This window comes from Streptomyces sp. NPDC048664 (assembly GCF_040650555.1).
Classification (GTDB): Bacteria; Actinomycetota; Actinomycetes; order Streptomycetales; family Streptomycetaceae; genus Streptomyces.
Map to the genome: position 1 here is coordinate 265,898 of NZ_JBEZHK010000006.1, position 13,931 is coordinate 279,828.

General features: G+C 70.6%; 12 protein-coding genes. 4 read left to right on the plus strand and 8 right to left on the minus strand.

Features of this window, described 5'->3' with window-relative positions; all coding sequences use genetic code 11:
- The first annotated feature begins 10 nt into the window (after positions 1–10).
- Positions 11–349 carry an Lsr2 family protein gene (locus AB0C59_RS09575; protein ID WP_363002337.1) on the plus strand — a complete coding sequence of 113 codons (339 nt, stop codon included), beginning with the start codon at positions 11–13 and terminating at the stop codon, positions 347–349.
- On the opposite strand, the gene AB0C59_RS09580 is transcribed toward AB0C59_RS09575, so the two are convergent.
- A complete protein-coding gene (locus tag AB0C59_RS09580) occupies positions 328–1,005 on the minus strand; it encodes an SCO3374 family protein (protein WP_363002339.1) in 678 nt (225 codons plus the stop codon). The two genes, AB0C59_RS09575 and AB0C59_RS09580, sit on opposite strands and share 22 nt — an antisense overlap.
- A gap of 463 nt (positions 1,006–1,468) precedes the next feature.
- On the opposite strand from AB0C59_RS09580, the gene AB0C59_RS09585 reads away from it, so the two are divergent.
- On the plus strand, positions 1,469–3,994 hold the full coding sequence (locus AB0C59_RS09585) for an ATP-dependent Clp protease ATP-binding subunit (protein WP_363002341.1): 2,526 nt from the start codon (positions 1,469–1,471) through the stop codon (positions 3,992–3,994).
- A gap of 191 nt (positions 3,995–4,185) precedes the next feature.
- Here the strand turns inward: AB0C59_RS09585 and AB0C59_RS09590 are convergent, their stop codons facing one another.
- Positions 4,186–4,776, minus strand: a complete 591-nt coding sequence (locus AB0C59_RS09590) for a TetR/AcrR family transcriptional regulator (protein WP_363002343.1) — start codon at positions 4,774–4,776, stop codon at positions 4,186–4,188.
- Between the two features lie 183 nt (positions 4,777–4,959).
- Between AB0C59_RS09590 and AB0C59_RS09595 the strand changes: the two genes are divergently transcribed.
- Positions 4,960–6,543 (plus strand): MDR family MFS transporter, encoded by a 1,584-nt coding sequence (locus AB0C59_RS09595; protein ID WP_363002345.1) that lies wholly within the window; start codon positions 4,960–4,962, stop codon positions 6,541–6,543.
- A 297-nt stretch (positions 6,544–6,840) separates the two neighbouring features.
- On the opposite strand, the gene cseC is transcribed toward AB0C59_RS09595, so the two are convergent.
- The 5 genes from cseC to AB0C59_RS09620 all read right to left on the minus strand — a co-directional run bounded on the left by cseC (position 6,841) and on the right by AB0C59_RS09620 (position 11,485).
- Complete coding sequence (cseC, locus tag AB0C59_RS09600) at positions 6,841–8,181, minus strand: two-component system sensor histidine kinase CseC (protein ID WP_363002347.1); 1,341 nt, start codon at positions 8,179–8,181, stop codon at positions 6,841–6,843.
- An 8-nt stretch (positions 8,182–8,189) separates the two neighbouring features.
- Complete coding sequence (gene cseB / locus AB0C59_RS09605) at positions 8,190–8,894, minus strand: two-component system response regulator CseB (protein WP_363002349.1); 705 nt, start codon at positions 8,892–8,894, stop codon at positions 8,190–8,192.
- Positions 8,895–8,915: 21 nt separating this feature from the next.
- Positions 8,916–9,578 carry a hypothetical protein gene (locus tag AB0C59_RS09610; protein ID WP_363002351.1) on the minus strand — a complete coding sequence of 221 codons (663 nt, stop codon included), beginning with the start codon at positions 9,576–9,578 and terminating at the stop codon, positions 8,916–8,918.
- Positions 9,566–10,105 (minus strand): SigE family RNA polymerase sigma factor, encoded by a 540-nt coding sequence (locus AB0C59_RS09615; protein WP_363002353.1) that lies wholly within the window; start codon positions 10,103–10,105, stop codon positions 9,566–9,568. The genes AB0C59_RS09610 and AB0C59_RS09615 overlap by 13 nt, the downstream gene beginning before the upstream one ends.
- Before the next feature lie 432 nt (positions 10,106–10,537).
- Positions 10,538–11,485, minus strand: coding sequence for an A/G-specific adenine glycosylase (locus AB0C59_RS09620; protein WP_363002355.1), 948 nt, complete (start codon positions 11,483–11,485; stop codon positions 10,538–10,540).
- A 228-nt stretch (positions 11,486–11,713) separates the two neighbouring features.
- Here AB0C59_RS09620 and AB0C59_RS09625 point away from each other — a divergent pair, with 228 nt between their 5' ends.
- Complete coding sequence (locus AB0C59_RS09625; protein WP_363002357.1) at positions 11,714–12,526, plus strand: hypothetical protein; 813 nt, start codon at positions 11,714–11,716, stop codon at positions 12,524–12,526.
- Between the two features lie 240 nt (positions 12,527–12,766).
- Here AB0C59_RS09625 and disA read toward each other — a convergent pair whose 3' ends face one another.
- On the minus strand, positions 12,767–13,891 hold the full coding sequence (disA, locus tag AB0C59_RS09630; protein WP_363002359.1) for a DNA integrity scanning diadenylate cyclase DisA: 1,125 nt from the start codon (positions 13,889–13,891) through the stop codon (positions 12,767–12,769).
- Between the last annotated feature and the right edge of the window lie 40 nt (positions 13,892–13,931).

Consider the following 13,931-nt stretch of genomic DNA (forward strand, 5'->3'; position numbering starts at 1 on the left):
AGGAAATCCGGTGGCACAGAAGGTTCAGGTCCTTCTTGTCGACGACCTCGATGGTGGCGAGGCCGACGAGACCGTCACGTTCGCGCTGGACGGCAAGACGTACGAGATCGATCTCACGACCACCAACGCGGACAAGCTTCGCGGCCTTCTCGAGCCCTACGTGAAGGGCGGCCGTCGCACCGGCGGTCGCGCGTCGGGCGCACGGGGCAAGGCGCGTGCCGCGGCCTCCGGTGGCGCCCAGGACACCGCGCAGATCCGCGCCTGGGCGAAGGAGAACGGCTACGAGGTCAACGACCGCGGCCGTGTTCCGGCGACCATTCGCGAGGCCTACGAGAAGGCGAACGGCTGAGCGCACGAGCGCCGCAACCTGACCCGGTGGCACTGTGCCGCCACCGTGTCGACCAGCCTCACCAGATCGGGGGCGTCTCCCTCGCCCCGCACCGCCGACAGTGTCGGCAGCCAGAGCTCGGCCTCGCATCCCGGTGCGGGGGGTCGCAGCCACACGGCGTCCCCCTGCGTGCCGGACCGGCCCAGGGGGAGCCGGCGGGCCGGGGTGCCGGAACGCCCCGAGGGGTGAGCCACGGGGGGATCCGCGACGGCCACGGGGGAAGCCGGGGCCGGCGCGGGAGACCTCCGGGGCGGCCGCGGAGCCCGCACATGCCCGCCCGCCCCGGTCGCCGTGAGATCCACGGCGAGCGAACCCCACTCCAGCCATGCCAGCAGCCCGGGCAGCTCCTCCGCGCTGCCCGCGGCCACCAGGAGCAGCATCCTCGCCCCGCACAGCGCCACCGGGGCCGCTCCGGGCGCACGGGTGGGACCCAGATGCCGCAGCGCGGCGAAGCCGGCGTCCGAGGGGACCTCCAGGACGTCGAAGCGGACCCCGGTCACCAGCCGGACCGGCTCACCGGGCAGTGTCGCCCAGCCCAGCTCCTCCTCGTACCAAAGGCGTGTGGCGCCGCTCGCCGGGTCGAGCGGCTCCCGGGGGAGCGGCACCGTGTGGACCATGCCAGAAGCAACCGGCCGAGGCCGTCCAGGGTTACGCTGGGTGGTGTCGATGTGACCCGTGGTGCGGAGCGAGGGGGCGCGCGGGGCGTCCGGCAGCGCAAGGATGTTCGCCCGTAGCGGAGGGATCCGGTGCGCGCGGCATGGAGTGTCCGTGCGTGCGGGTAAGACATCCCTAGTGGGAGGGGGCGTCCGCGCGGGAAAGGCGTTCTTGCGTTCGCCGTCGGCGTACCTGTGAGTGGGGTATCTGCCTGGCCTGCGGGAACATCGTCTCGCACCATCAAGTTGGAGCAGGTGTCGGCGTTCGGGGTCAAGGGAGGCAGGAACTCTGTCTTCGCGAGAGCGGAGGTGATCCGGACGGTGTCGGCAGTTGGAATGAGCGGTCCCCGCTTGCGGGACTAAGCTGCGGAAGGACAGTGAGGGGAGCGTCCCCTCACCGCCTGACCGCTCTGAGGAGCGATTAACGATGTTCGAGAGGTTCACCGACCGCGCGCGGCGGGTTGTCGTCCTGGCTCAGGAAGAAGCCCGGATGCTCAACCACAACTACATCGGCACCGAGCACATCCTCCTGGGTCTCATCCATGAGGGAGAGGGTGTCGCCGCTAAGGCCCTGGAGAGCCTCGGGATTTCGCTCGAGGCGGTCCGCCAGCAGGTGGAGGAGATCATCGGCCAGGGCCAGCAGGCCCCTTCCGGCCACATCCCCTTCACCCCCCGTGCCAAGAAGGTCCTGGAGCTGTCGCTCCGCGAGGCTCTTCAGCTCGGCCACAACTACATCGGCACGGAGCACATCCTGCTCGGCCTGATCCGTGAGGGCGAGGGCGTCGCCGCCCAGGTCCTGGTCAAGCTGGGAGCAGATCTCAACCGTGTCCGGCAGCAGGTCATCCAGCTGCTGTCGGGATACCAGGGCAAGGAGACCGCCACCGCCGGCGGCCCGGCCGAGGGCACGCCCTCGACCTCCCTCGTCCTGGACCAGTTCGGCCGGAACCTCACCCAGGCCGCTCGCGAGTCCAAGCTCGACCCGGTCATCGGGCGCGAGAAGGAGATCGAGCGGGTCATGCAGGTGCTGTCCCGCCGCACCAAGAACAACCCGGTCCTCATCGGCGAGCCCGGCGTCGGCAAGACGGCGGTCGTGGAGGGTCTGGCGCAGGCCATCGTCAAGGGCGAGGTGCCCGAGACCCTCAAGGACAAGCACCTCTACACCCTCGACCTGGGCGCCCTGGTCGCCGGTTCCCGCTACCGCGGTGACTTCGAGGAGCGCCTGAAGAAGGTGCTCAAGGAGATCCGCACCCGCGGCGACATCATCCTGTTCATCGACGAGCTGCACACGCTGGTCGGTGCGGGTGCCGCCGAGGGTGCCATCGACGCGGCCTCGATCCTGAAGCCGATGCTGGCCCGCGGTGAGCTCCAGACCATCGGCGCCACCACGCTGGACGAGTACCGCAAGCACCTGGAGAAGGACGCCGCGCTCGAGCGCCGCTTCCAGCCGATCCAGGTCGCGGAGCCGTCCCTGCCGCACACCATCGAGATCCTCAAGGGCCTGCGCGACCGCTACGAGGCGCACCACCGCGTCTCCATCACGGACGAGGCCCTGGTCCAGGCCGCCACCCTGGCCGACCGCTACATCTCCGACCGCTTCCTGCCGGACAAGGCCATCGACCTGATCGACGAGGCCGGCTCCCGGATGCGCATCCGCCGGATGACCGCTCCGCCGGACCTGCGCGAGTTCGACGAGAAGATCGCGGGCGTGCGCCGGGACAAGGAGTCCGCGATCGACTCCCAGGACTTCGAGAAGGCGGCTTCCCTCCGCGACAAGGAGAAGCAGCTGCTCGCCGCGAAGACCAAGCGGGAGAAGGAGTGGAAGGCCGGCGACATGGACGTCGTCGCCGAGGTCGACGGCGAGCTGATCGCCGAGGTGCTGGCCACCGCCACGGGCATCCCGGTCTTCAAGCTCACCGAGGAGGAGTCCAGCCGGCTGCTGCGCATGGAGGAGGAGCTCCACAAGCGCGTCATCGGCCAGGTGGACGCCGTCAAGGCGCTGTCGAAGGCGATCCGCCGTACGCGAGCGGGTCTGAAGGACCCGAAGCGTCCGGGTGGCTCGTTCATCTTCGCCGGTCCGTCCGGTGTCGGTAAGACGGAGCTGTCCAAGGCGCTCGCCGAGTTCCTCTTCGGCGACGAGGACGCGCTGATCTCCCTCGACATGTCGGAGTTCAGCGAGAAGCACACGGTCTCGCGGCTCTTCGGCTCGCCGCCCGGCTACGTGGGCTACGAGGAGGGCGGCCAGCTGACGGAGAAGGTGCGCCGCAAGCCGTTCTCGGTCGTCCTGTTCGACGAGGTCGAGAAGGCCCACCCGGACATCTTCAACTCGTTGCTGCAGATCCTGGAGGACGGTCGGCTGACCGACTCCCAGGGCCGGGTCGTGGACTTCAAGAACACGGTCATCATCATGACGACCAACCTCGGCACCAGGGACATCTCCAAGGGCTTCAACCTGGGCTTCGCCGCCGCGGGCGACACGAAGACCAACTACGAGCGCATGAAGAACAAGGTGTCGGACGAGCTGAAGCAGCACTTCCGCCCCGAGTTCCTCAACCGCGTGGACGACGTGGTCGTCTTCCCGCAGCTCACGCAGGCCGACATCCTGCGGATCGTCGACCTGATGATCAGCAAGGTGGACGAGCGGCTCAAGGACCGGGACATGGGCATCGAGCTCGCCCAGTCCGCCAAGGAGCTGCTGGCCAAGAAGGGCTACGACCCCGTCCTGGGTGCCCGGCCGCTGCGCCGCACCATCCAGCGCGAGGTCGAGGACACCCTGTCCGAGAAGATCCTCTTCGGGGAGCTGCGTCCGGGCCACATCGTGGTCGTGGACACCGAGGGCGAGGGCGAGTCCCAGACCTTCACCTTCCGCGGCGAGGAGAAGTCGGCACTGCCGGACGTCCCGCCGATCGAGCAGGCGGCCGGTGGCGCGGGTCCGAACCTGAGCAAGGACGCGTAACCTCCGGGTTTCACGAAAGGGGCTGCCCCGGGACTTCGGTCCCGGGGCAGCCCCTTTTCCACGCCCTGAAAGGGACCTTTCCGACCAAAACGGAGCGAAGGGCAGGGGCGGGGAATTGCCGGACGCGATCCGGATATCCGCCCGGCTTCCGCCAGGAAAAAGGAAAATACTTCGCGGATGCGAAGCCGCGGCTATGTTCCCGAATGCGCCTGGGTCACCAGGTCGATGGCGACCTCCAGGGTCGCCTTGCGGGTGTCCTCGGGGTCGGCGCCCAGATCCTGGAGGACGAACATTCCCGCGTGCAGGGTGAACAGCGCGCTGATGCACCGGACCTGGTCGGTCAGGGACGAGTCCGGATCCCTGACGATCTCGCGCATCCGCATCATGCGGTCCTTGAACTGCTCGCCGATGCTCAGGTCCCGGATCGTGGCCTGGTTCTCCTGCATGAAGCGGAAGAAGGGCGCCGCGCCGGACAGGGCTTGGCTGTAGCGGCGTAGCGCCTCCTGCTTGGTGCGCAGGGTGTGCGGCTGCTGCCTGCCCCATTCGATCAGCTCGTCGATCGGGCGGGAGAGGTCCTCGAAGATGCTGACCAGGATCTCTTCCTTGGTCTTGAAGTGGTAGTAGAGCGCGGCCTTGGTGACGTCGAGGTGCTCGGCGATCTCCCGCAGCGAGGTCTTCTCGTACCCCTGCTCGGCGAAGAGTTCGAGCGCCACGTCCTGGATGCGCTGGCGGGTGTCTCCGCGCCGCTGCCGCTTGGTGCCGTCCATGGTGGTGCCGCCCATTCTCGTGCTCCTCGCGTTCCCGTCCGGCCTGCCTGTCGGCTGAAGGGCAGGCTCCAGGAAAACTTACTTGACGCCCGGCTAGTTACGGGCTACCTTCCCTCAGTGTAATCAACTAGCCGGGCGGCAAGTAAGTAGCCGGACGGCCTGAGGTGCCCGTGGGCATCAGGGGAGTAAGGGAACACGATGGCGGACAACGCGGCACCGGTGGAGACCGGCAAACAACCACGGAGCGTGCGGGTCGTCCTGCTGGCGCTCATGATCGCGATGCTGCTCGCGATGCTCGACAACATGATCGTGGGCACCGCGATGCCGACCATCGTCGGCGAGCTCGGCGGACTCGAGCACCTGTCGTGGGTCGTGACCGGGTACACGCTCGCCACCGCCGCCTCCACCCCCCTGTGGGGCAAGTTCGGCGACATGTACGGGCGCAAGGGCTCCTTCCTGAGCTCGATCGTGATCTTCCTGGTCGGCTCGGCGCTCAGCGGCATGGCGCAGAACATGGGCCAGCTCATCGGGTTCCGTGCCATTCAGGGCCTGGGCGCCGGTGGTCTGATGGTCGGCGTCATGGCCATCATCGGCGACCTGATCCCGCCGCGTGAGCGCGGCAAGTACCAGGGCATGATGGCCGGCATCATGGCGCTCGCCATGATCGGTGGCCCGCTGGTCGGCGGCACCATCACCGACCACTGGGGCTGGCGCTGGGCGTTCTACATCAACCTGCCGCTCGGCGTGGTCGCCCTGGCCGCCGTCAGCGCGGTGCTGCACCTGCCGAAGAAGCAGGCCAAGACCCGCATCGACTACCTCGGCGCCGGCCTGCTGACCGTGGGCATCACCTCCATCGTGCTGGTCACCACCTGGGGTGGTTCGGAGTACGCCTGGACCTCCGCGCGGATCATGGAGCTGATCGCGATCGGCGTCGCCGCGCTCATCGGGTTCGTGTTCTGGCAGACCAAGGCGGCCGAGCCGGTCGTGCCGCTGCACATCTTCCGCAGCCGCAACTTCTCGCTGATGTCGGTCATCGGGTTCATCACCGGATTCGTGATGTTCGGCGCGGTGCTGTTCCTGCCGCTGTACCAGCAGTCGGTCCAAGGCGCGTCCGCCACCAACTCCGGCCTGCTGCTCCTGCCGATGCTCGGCGCGATGCTCGTCGTGTCGATGATCGCGGGGCGGGTCACCACCAACAGCGGCCGGTACAAGATCTTCCCGCTGGTGGGCAGCGTGCTGATGATCACCGGCCTGTACCTGCTGTCGCGGATGGACGTCGACACCACCCGGTTCACCTCGGGCGCGTACATGGCCGTCCTGGGCGCCGGCATGGGCTGCCTGATGCAGGTCACGATGCTGGTCGCGCAGAACAGCGTCGAGATGCGGGACATGGGTGTCGCCTCCTCGACCAGCACGCTCTCCCGGACCCTCGGCTCCTCCTTCGGCGTCGCGATCATGGGTGCGCTGTTCAACAACCGGGTCCAGCACGTGATGACGCAGCGCGCGGGTGCGCTCGGCTCGAAGATGACCGAGCAGTCGCCGCAGCTGGACGCGAAGAGCCTGCAGAAGCTGCCGGCGGCGGCGCGGGAGGCGTACCAGTACGCGGTGTCGGCGGGTACGCACTCCGCGTTCCTGCTGGGGTCCGTGGTGGCCGTGGGGGCGCTGCTCGCCGCGGTGTTCGTGAAGGAGGTCCCGCTGCGCGGGGCCGGACCGGAGAAGCCGGCCGGGGATGCGACCGGGGACGTCGCGGATGCGGTGCAGACGGTTGCAGAGGCCGTCTGATCCGCATCCCTCTCGGCCCGAAGGCCCCCGGCGTTGTCCGCCCCGGGGGCCTTCGCCGTTGCCGTTGCCGTGCGGCGCGGGTGCGTGGTCGGGTGCCGGGGGCGCCGTGGTTGGTTGCGCAGTTCCCCGCGCCCCTTTGGGGGTGGGTTCCGCGGGTGCGTTGTTGGGTGCGGGTGTGTCGTGGTGTTTGCGCCGTTCCCCGCGCCCCTGAGGGGGGTGGGTTCCGCGGGTGCGTTGTTGGGTGCGGGTGTGTTGTGGCTGGTCGCGCCGTTCCCCGCGCCCCTTTGGGGCGGGGGGTCAGGAGCCGGAGAGGGGGAGCATGGGGTAGCTGCCGGTGTTCGTGGGGGCGTGCTCCGGTAGCCACAGGACGGCCACCGCTCCCTCCGCCGCCATCTCCTCCGGCGCCCCCGGCGGCCGGATGTTGCGGAACGTCAGCCGAGCCCCCAGCACCCGCGCCTGCCCCGCCGCGATCGTCAGCCCCAGCCCGTGGCCGACGCCCGACCGGTCCGAGCGCCCCGTACGGAACCGCTGCGGCCCGTCCGCGAGCAGCTTCTCCGGGAACCCCGGCCCGTGGTCCCGCACGCGGATGACCCGGCCCTCCACCGACACCTCGATCGGCGGCTTCCCGTGCCGTGCCGCGTTCGCCAGCAGATTGAACAGCACCCGCTCCAGCCGGCGCGGATCCGTCGTCACCCACGACTCGTGGATCACCCGGACCTCGGCGTCGGGATCCTTCGCCGCCACTCGCCGGGTGATGAACTCGCCGAGCATGATGTCCTGAAGCTCCGCCCGCTCGGACGCACCGTCCAGCCGGGCCACCTCCAGCACGTCCTCCACCAGCGTGCGCATGGCCTTCGCGCGGTCAAGCACCAGTTCGGTGGGGCGCCCGGGCGGCAGCAGTTCGGCAGCCGTGAGCAGCCCGGTGACCGGGGTGCGCAACTCGTGCGCGATGTCCGCCGTCACCCGGCGCTCCGCGTCCAGACGCTCCTGGAGGGCGCCCGCCATCGCGTCCACCGCCCGCGCCAGATCGTCGGTCTCGTCGCGCACGACGCCACCGATCGCCTCCCGCACCCGCACCCCGGTCTCGCCCGCCGCGACCCGGTTGGCCGCCGCGGCGGCCTTGCGCAGGCGCCGTGACAACTGCCCGCCGATGAGGACGCCGAGAGCCGAGCCACCGAGGACGACCGCGATCGAGCCGATGACCAGCGCCTGGTCGAGATCGTTTATGACGTCGGCGCTGCGGTCCGTGAAACGAGTGTGCAGCGACAGCACCCGCCCGTCCTTGAGCGGCACCGCGGCCCAGATGTCCGGCACACCGTGCGCGCCCTCGGACACATAGGTGGCCCGCCGACCCTCCGCGACCCGCTCCAGCAGGTCACGGGGCATCGACGGGTCGTCGACCTTCACCCCGAAACTCTGGGTGCGCCCGGACTCGTACATCCGCTGTGCCACCTGGATGCGCTCGTCGGCGAGATCGCGGGAGTTGTCGAGCATCGACACCCGCGCCGCGTTGTGCACGACCAGGCTCAGCGCTATCGCGACGAGTGCGCCGACCAGGGCGATCGCCGCGCTGAGCTTCCATCTGAGGCCCGTCCGTATGGCGTCGTCCGGGACCAGGCGTCGGAGAATCCCCGGCATTCTTCCGTTCAGGCCCTCAACTTGTATCCGAAGCCGCGGACCGTTTCGATCCGGTCCTGGCCGATCTTGGTGCGCAGCCGCTGCACATGGACGTCGACGACGCGGGTGTCCCCGCCCCAGCCGTAGTCCCACACGCGTTCCAGCAGCTTGTCGCGGGACAGCACGGTGCCCGGCGCGGAGGAGAACTCCAGCAGCAGCCGCATCTCGGTGGGCGTGAGTGCTACCGGATGCCCGGAGCGCCGTACTTCCATGCCCTCGGTGTCGACCTCCAGTTCACCGAAGGTGAGGACCCCGCCGTCCATCGGCGAGGTGCCCTCGGTCCCCCGGTCGGCCCCGCCGGCGTGCCCGAAGCGGCGCAGCACCGCGCGGATACGGGCGACCAGCACGGCCCCGTCGAACGGCTTGGTCACGTAGTCGTCCGCGCCCGCCTCCAGGCCGAGCACGACGTCGATGGAGTCGGCGCGCGCCGAGACCATGATCACCGGCACCGTCGACTCGTCGCGGATACGGCGGCACAGACTGACCCCGTCGAGCCCCGGAAGCATCACGTCCAGCAGGGCGATGTCCGGGCGCTGGGCGCGGAACGCCTCCAGTCCGGACAGTCCGTCGGGCATGGCGGTGACCGCGAAACCGTCCCGCTCCAGGGCGAGCTGGGTGGCCTCGCGGATGACGTCGTCGTCCTCGACGAACAGGACGTGGGTCTGTTCTGCCATCCGTCCTCTCAGTTCCCGTTCTCAGTTCCCGCCGGGGGCACCGGTACCGCTGTTGCCCACCGCGTTGCTGTACACGTTGCGCGTACGGGACACCTCGGTGAAGCGGCTCGCCGCCCAGCGGTAGGTGATCACCACCTCGCTGGAGGGATACGACACCGGGTCGCCCTTCTCGTACATCTGCTGAGTCACCACCAGCTCACCGCGGTCTATCTCGGCGTAGACAGGGGGCTCCTCGGCCTTGAACACATTCTGGTACCTGTGGCCCCTCAGCTGGTACACGTACGAGCCCACGCCGACCGCGTCGCCACACGTCATGACGTTCACGACGATGTCGTTCGAGTCGCCGCCGGTCACGTCGCCGAAGGACACGTCGACGGGGTACTCGTCGGCCACGCAGGGCTTCAGGTCCTCCTTGACCGACTTCGCGACCGTGGGATCGTCCTTGACCATCTTCACCACGTCCAGCCGCGAGAGGTCCCGGGGGGCGGGGGAGGACGAGGGCGAAGGCGTCGCGGACTTCGCGACCACCGGGTCGCTGCCCGCCGGCCCCTCGTCCCGGGTGCCGGTGCCGCCGGTCGCGCAGGCGGACACGAAAAGCCCGAGGGCGGCGACCGCGGCGGTAGCCGTGGTCGCCGCCTTGACGGCGTCACTGGACCGTATGGCCCCCGTGCCTAGGCCGCGCAACGCTCCCGCTCCTCACGCTCCAGCGCGCGTGCGTCAAGGTCCCGTGCCTCCAGCTCCTCGCGGAGCCGGGCCAGGGCCCGGTGCAGCGTGCTCTTGACCGTCCCGGCCGACATGCCCAGGGCGGCGGCCGTCTCCTCGGTGGACATCTGCTCCCAGTGTCGCAGCACCACGACACTGCGCTGCTTCGGAGCGAGCACCTTCAGGATGTCCATCAGCAGAGCGCGGTCGGCGTGCTGCTCGGTGGAGTCGTCGACGGAGGCGTCCGGGAGCTGCTCGGTGGGGACCTCCTCCAGACGGCGGGCCCGCCACCACTCGGTGCGCGTGTTGATCATGACGCGGCGCAGGTAGGCGTCGGCGAGACGCTTGTCCGCGATGCCCTCCCAGCGGCCGTACGTACGAACGAGGGCGGTCTGCAGCAGGTCCTGGGCGTCGGTCGGGTCCGGAACCAGCCGGCGTGCGCTGCGCAGCAGCGCGTCCTGCCGGGTGCGGACGTACTCCTCGAACTCGAGCACCTCTCCCTGCGCCATTCCAACCGCCTCCATTCCCCGATTTCCGAGCTCCAGCGGCCGCGTTCCACAGCCGGGTGCCGGTCTTTCACAGTCCGATTCCTTGGTGTGCCGCTTGGTCGGTGGCACGCATATGAAGTTACGGACCGGTTGTCACGGGGTTGTGCGGGGCAGCCTGCGGAGAGCCCTCGGCTGTCCGTCGGTTGTGTAACGGAGAGTGGAACGGGGGAGGGGAGAACGGAAGTTGGGGTGTATTTGGGGGTTTTTGTCGGCCGGGTGGCCGTGAAGTTCTGTGACGGGGGGCGGCGAGCGATGTGCGGGAGCGAGCCGTCCGCTGTGACAGAGCTGAGAGGCGGCTGAGCGTCGCCCACGTGCCGCACCGCCCGGCGCGGCACGTGGGCGCGTGCGCGGGCGGTGCGGAGAGGCGGGCCGGGCGGGGGTCGCCCGGGGCGCTCAGGTCTGGGGCAGGCGGTAGAGCCCGCCGGGCAGTGGCTCCACCAGACCGTCGGAGACGAGGCCGTCCAGGGCGCGGGCGCGCTGCACCGGCTCGTCCCAGACCCGGTCGAGGGCGGACTGCGGCACCGGGGTCACGGACTCCCTCAGGACCGACAGCAGCCGGCCGCGCACCTGGCGGTCCGTCCCCGCGTACGTCTGTCCCTTGCGCGCGGGCCCCTCGTGCTCCGGCTTGCCCGCCAGCCGCCAGGCGCACTGGCCGGCGATGGGGCAGCGCGGGCACGTCTCGTTCTTCGCGGTGCACACCAGCGCGCCCAGCTCCATGGAGGCGGCGGCCCAGCGTGCGGCCGTGCCCTCGTCCTCGGGCAGAAGCTCACGGGCGAGCTTGCGCTCGGCGGCGGTGGTGGCGTTGGGCGGGTACTGCACCCCGGTGACCGCGCGGGCGAGGACCCGGCGCACATTGGTGTCCAGGACCGGGTGGCGCTGGCCGTACGCGAAGGAGGCCACGGCCGCGGCCGTGTACTCCCCGATCCCGGGCAGGGCCAGCAGCTGCGCGTGCGCGGTGGGGACGTCGCCGCCGTGCCGCTCCGTTATGGCCACGGCGGCACCGTGCAGGCGCAGGGCGCGGCGCGGGTAGCCGAGGCGGCCCCAGGCGCGGACGGCCTCGCCGGGAGGCTCCTTCGCCAGGTCCGCGGGGCGCGGCCAGCGGGCGAGCCACTGTTCGTAGACGGGCAGGACGCGGCTGACCGGCGTCTGCTGGAGCATGAACTCGCTGACCATCACACCCCAGGGGCCGGCCTCCGGGCGCCGCCAGGGAAGATCGCGGGCGTGCTCGTCGAACCAGGCGATGACCGGTGGGTGCAGGGCCTCGTCGGCGGCCTGGCCGCCGGGGGCGTCGGTGGTGTCGTCGGTCGGTGCGGGGGCGGCGGGGGTGGTGGGTGCAGTCATGACGCCTTCGATCCTGCCATGGGAAGGGCGGCGGGGTGGGGGACCGGGCCCCATCCGCGTGGTTTGTGTCGGTGGCCGTCCCGGCGGACGGGCGACGCGGGGCGGTCGGGACGGACCGTGTCGACCGGGTGCGCGGGGTGCCCGCCGCGAGATGATGATCCGGAAAAGTTGGGACCAGGGCGGCGGGTGGGGCCAGTCGGGGGGCCGATCTCTCGTACAGTTTGCGCCGTGGGATCTCTGCGCAATCCGGTCGGGCCGCTTCCCTCCTCCATCTACTGGCGACGGAGGGCCGTACTGCTGTCTGTGGCAGCCCTGTTGGCGCTGTTCGTCGCCTGGGTGGTCACCTCCTCCGGCGGCGGGGGCAAGAACAAGGCGGACGGCTCGGACGGCAAGCACCCCACGTCCTCGATCACGCCGGGGCCCGCCGGTTCCGGGCCGGCGATCAGCCAACACCCGGGCGGGCGGGACGGTTCGGGCGGCGGGGGCGGGGCGGGGTCGTCCGGTGCGGGGGACTCCGCGGGCTCCGGTGACGGCTCCGGCGGTTCCGGTGACTCCGCCGGCGGGTCGGACGGCGGGCAGAGCGGGGGCGACGGCGGCTCCTCGGGTGACCGGCTCCCGGCGGGCGCCGCGGCGTCCGTGCCCGACTGCACGCCCAGCGCGGTGCAGTTGACGCTGAAGAGCGTGCACAACAGTTACGCCCCGGGGCAGACGCCGTCCTTCGAGTTGGTCGCCGAGAACACGTCCACCGGTGACTGCAAGGTCGATCTCGGGCCCAAGAGCGCGGTGTTGACGATCACGCAGACGGGGAGCGACGGCGACCTCTGGTCCTCGGCGGACTGTCCGAGCGGCCCGGGAAGCGAGCTGTTCCGGGTCCCGGCGCATGGCCAGACCGTGTACACGGTGAAGTGGGACCGCAAGAAGAGCGCGCCCAACTGCGCGACGCCGCCGCCTGGTTCGGCCGCGCCCGGCACGTACCTGGTGGAGGCGCAGGCGAAGGGCTTCCCGAAGGCCCAGACGTCGTTCGTCCTGGCGAAGGACTGAGGGGTCCCTGCGGGGGCGGGGCGGGTTCGTGCCGTCGGCTGCGGGAGCGCCGTGGCCGGTCGGGCAGTTCCCCGCGCCCCTCGGCGCGGGGCGCGCATTGAGGGGCGCGGGGAACTGCGCGAGATCGCCCACACACCCGCGGATCACGACGCGCGCGAGCCCGCCCCCTGGGGGGCGCGGCGAACCGCGCACAGGTCGGCACGTGCCGCACGGCACGACGACCCCGGCTTCCCGGCGGAGCTACACGTAGCGTTCCAGGATCGAGGACTCCGCGAGCCGCGACAGCCCCTCCCGCACGCTCCGCGCCCGCGCCTCTCCGACCCCGTCCACCGTCTGGAGGTCGTCCACGCTGGCCGCGAGCAGCTTCTGCAGTCCCCCGAAGTGCTCCACCAGCCGCTCGATGATGGCCCCGGGCAGCCGCGGCACCTTCGCCAGCAGCCGGAACCCGCGCGGGGAGACCGCGGAGTCGAGGGTCTCGGGCGAGCCCGTGTAGCCGAGGGCCCGCGCCACCGTGGGCATCTCCAGCAGCTCGGCGTGCGACAGCGCGTCCAGCTCGGACAGCGCCTCCTCCACCGTGCGGGACCGCTTCGCCGTCGGCTCGGGCACGTAGTCGCGCACCACCAGCTCCCGCTCCGGCTCCACACCCGCGATCAGCTCGTCGAGCTGGAGGGCGAGCAACCGGCCGTCCGTGCCCAGCTCGACCACGTACTCGGCGATCTCGGTGGCGATACGCCGGACCATCTCCAGGCGCTGCGACACCGCGCACACGTCCCGGACCGTCACCAGGTCCTCGATCTCCAGCGCGGACAACGTGCCGGCGACCTCGTCCAGGCGGAGCTTGTACCGCTCCAGGGTGGCGAGCGCCTGGTTGGCCCGGGACAGGATCGCCGCCGAGTCCTCCAGGACCCGGCGCTGCCCGTCGACGTACAGCGCGATCAGGCGCATCGACTGCGAGACCGACACGACGGGGAAGCCGACCTGCTTGCTCACCCGGTCCGCCGTGCGGTGGCGGGTCCCGGTCTCCTCGGTGGGGATGGTCGGATCCGGCACCAGCTGCACACCGGCCCGGAGGATCTTCGACAGATCGGCGGAGAGCACCAGCGCGCCGTCCAGCTTGCACAGCTCCCGCAGCCGGGTCGCCGCGAACTCGACGTCCAGGACGAAGCCGCCCGTGCACATCGTCTCGACGTTCTTGTCCGAGCCGAGCACGATGAGCCCGCCCGTGTTGCCCCTGAGCACCCGCTCCAGGCCGTCCCGCAGCGCCGTGCCGGGCGCCACGGCGCTCAGCGACGCGCGCATCAGGCCATCGGCACCGGAACTCCCGCCGGACTTTCCGGGAGCTGCCGCCCGGTCGTTGGCTGCCACTGCACTCCTCCGGTCGCAGGTACTTCAGCCACCCCGTGCC